Origin of the sequence: Streptomyces glaucescens (genome assembly GCF_002154375.1) — a bacterium.
GTDB classification, from domain to species: Bacteria; Actinomycetota; Actinomycetes; order Streptomycetales; family Streptomycetaceae; genus Streptomyces; species Streptomyces glaucescens.
In genome coordinates, this window is record NZ_MUND01000871.1 from 1 (window position 1) to 997 (window position 997).

Annotated in this window: 1 protein-coding gene and 1 pseudogene; both read right to left on the reverse strand. The window is 73.3% G+C overall.

The window, feature by feature from the left end:
- A partial coding sequence (gene thiD / locus CCN42_RS38665; RefSeq protein ID WP_107427722.1) for a bifunctional hydroxymethylpyrimidine kinase/phosphomethylpyrimidine kinase occupies positions 1-788 on the reverse strand: 788 nt, incomplete at its 3' end.
- A pseudogene (locus CCN42_RS38670) lies at positions 785-997 on the reverse strand (thiamine-phosphate kinase); the annotation flags it as partial. The gene thiD and the pseudogene CCN42_RS38670, both read right to left, overlap by 4 nt.

Sequence of the window (997 nt, forward strand, 5' to 3'; positions counted from 1 at the left end):
CGCGAGAGGGCCCAGCCGTGATCCACCGGGCCGATGCCGCCACCGAGGGCGAAGCCAGCCGCGATGGCCCCGGTGACGTACTCCTTGGCCGCCCTGACCGCCTCCGGCACGGTGTGCCCCCGCGCGAGGTGGGAGGCGATCGCCGAGGCGAGGGTGCAGCCCGTGCCGTGGGTGTGGCGGTTGTCGTGCCGGGGTGCGCGCAGCCAGTGCTCCTCGGAGCCGTCGGTGAGGAGGTCGACGGCCTCACCGGCCAGGTGGCCGCCCTTGATCACCACCCAGCGGGGACCGTACGCCAGGACGGCCGCCGCGGCCTCCCGCAGCTGCGCCTCGGATTCGACCCGCACGCCGGTCAACTGGGCGACCTCGTCCAGGTTGGGCGTGGCGACGGTGGCGACCGGCAGCAGCTTGGTACGGACGGACTCCAGCGCGGAGGCCGCCAGCAGCGCGTCCCCGTGCTTGGAGACCCCCACCGGGTCCACCACCGCCGGGGCGTCCGTAACGGAGATCAGATCGGCGACCGTCTCGACGAGTTCCGCCGAGGCGAGCATCCCGGTCTTCACCGCCTGGACGCCGATGTCGTCCACGACGCTGCGGTACTGCGCCCGCACCGCCTCCACCGGCAGTTCCCAAGCACCCTGGACGCCCAGCGAGTTCTGCGCGGTCACCGCGGTGATCACGCTCATCCCGTGGACCCCGAGCGCGAGCATCGTCTTCAGGTCGGCCTGGATGCCGGCGCCGCCGCCGGAGTCCGAACCGGCCACGGTCAGCACCCTCGGTGGCGCGCTCACGACTCCATGTCCCCGAAGTGGTCCCAGCCGCCCTTGCTGGTCCAGGGCGCCCCGTCCACCGTCACCTGCGGCAGCGCGGAGGGGTTCAGCACCTCGCCGATGACCTTCCAGCGGGCGGGCAGCTTCACGTCCGGCGGGAAGGTCGCCACGATCGCGTGGTCCTCGCCCCCGGTCAGCACCCACTGGAGCGGGTCCACGCCGACGGCCTG